This window comes from Rhodomicrobium sp. Az07, assembly GCF_018619475.1.
GTDB lineage: Bacteria > Pseudomonadota > Alphaproteobacteria > Rhizobiales > Rhodomicrobiaceae > Rhodomicrobium.
The window spans coordinates 1-424 of the sequence record NZ_JAHFZG010000055.1; the positions used below are offsets into that span (position 1 = coordinate 1).

General features: G+C 62.3%; 2 pseudogenes. Both read left to right on the plus strand.

From position 1 onward, the window contains the following. A pseudogene (locus KKP04_RS16045) lies at positions 1–314 on the plus strand (hypothetical protein); the annotation flags it as partial. After that, positions 310–424, plus strand: a pseudogene (locus KKP04_RS15310) (IS66 family transposase zinc-finger binding domain-containing protein); the annotation flags it as partial. The pseudogenes KKP04_RS16045 and KKP04_RS15310, both read left to right, overlap by 5 nt.

The following is a 424-nucleotide window of genomic DNA, read 5'->3' on the forward strand; positions in this document are numbered from 1 at the left end:
AGCAGGCGATCGCCGAAACGGGTGCCACGGATGAGACCTCGAACGCGACGCTGAAAGCGTCGCGCAAAGAACCCCGCTCTGTCAATCGCGGCGCGCTGCCCTCCCATCTGCGCCGGGAGGAGATCGTCATCGACCCGGAAAGCACAGCTTGTCCGTGTTGTGGCGGCGCCATGCATGTCATGGGCGAGGATCGCGTCCTAGAGCCGGATCCGATCAGGTTGACCCACCTGATCGGCGAATCCGTCTCTAAACTTCGAAGAAGAGACCGTTTTACCGCTCTGATTGCGATTCAATCAGAGCGGAACGGGCTCTAAGCGGCTGGACGTGATCCCGGCCCAGTTCAAAGTGATCGTGACGCGCCGGCCGAAATATGCCTGCCGGGCCTGCGAAGGCGCTGTGGTTCAGGCTCGGGCGCCAACGCGTC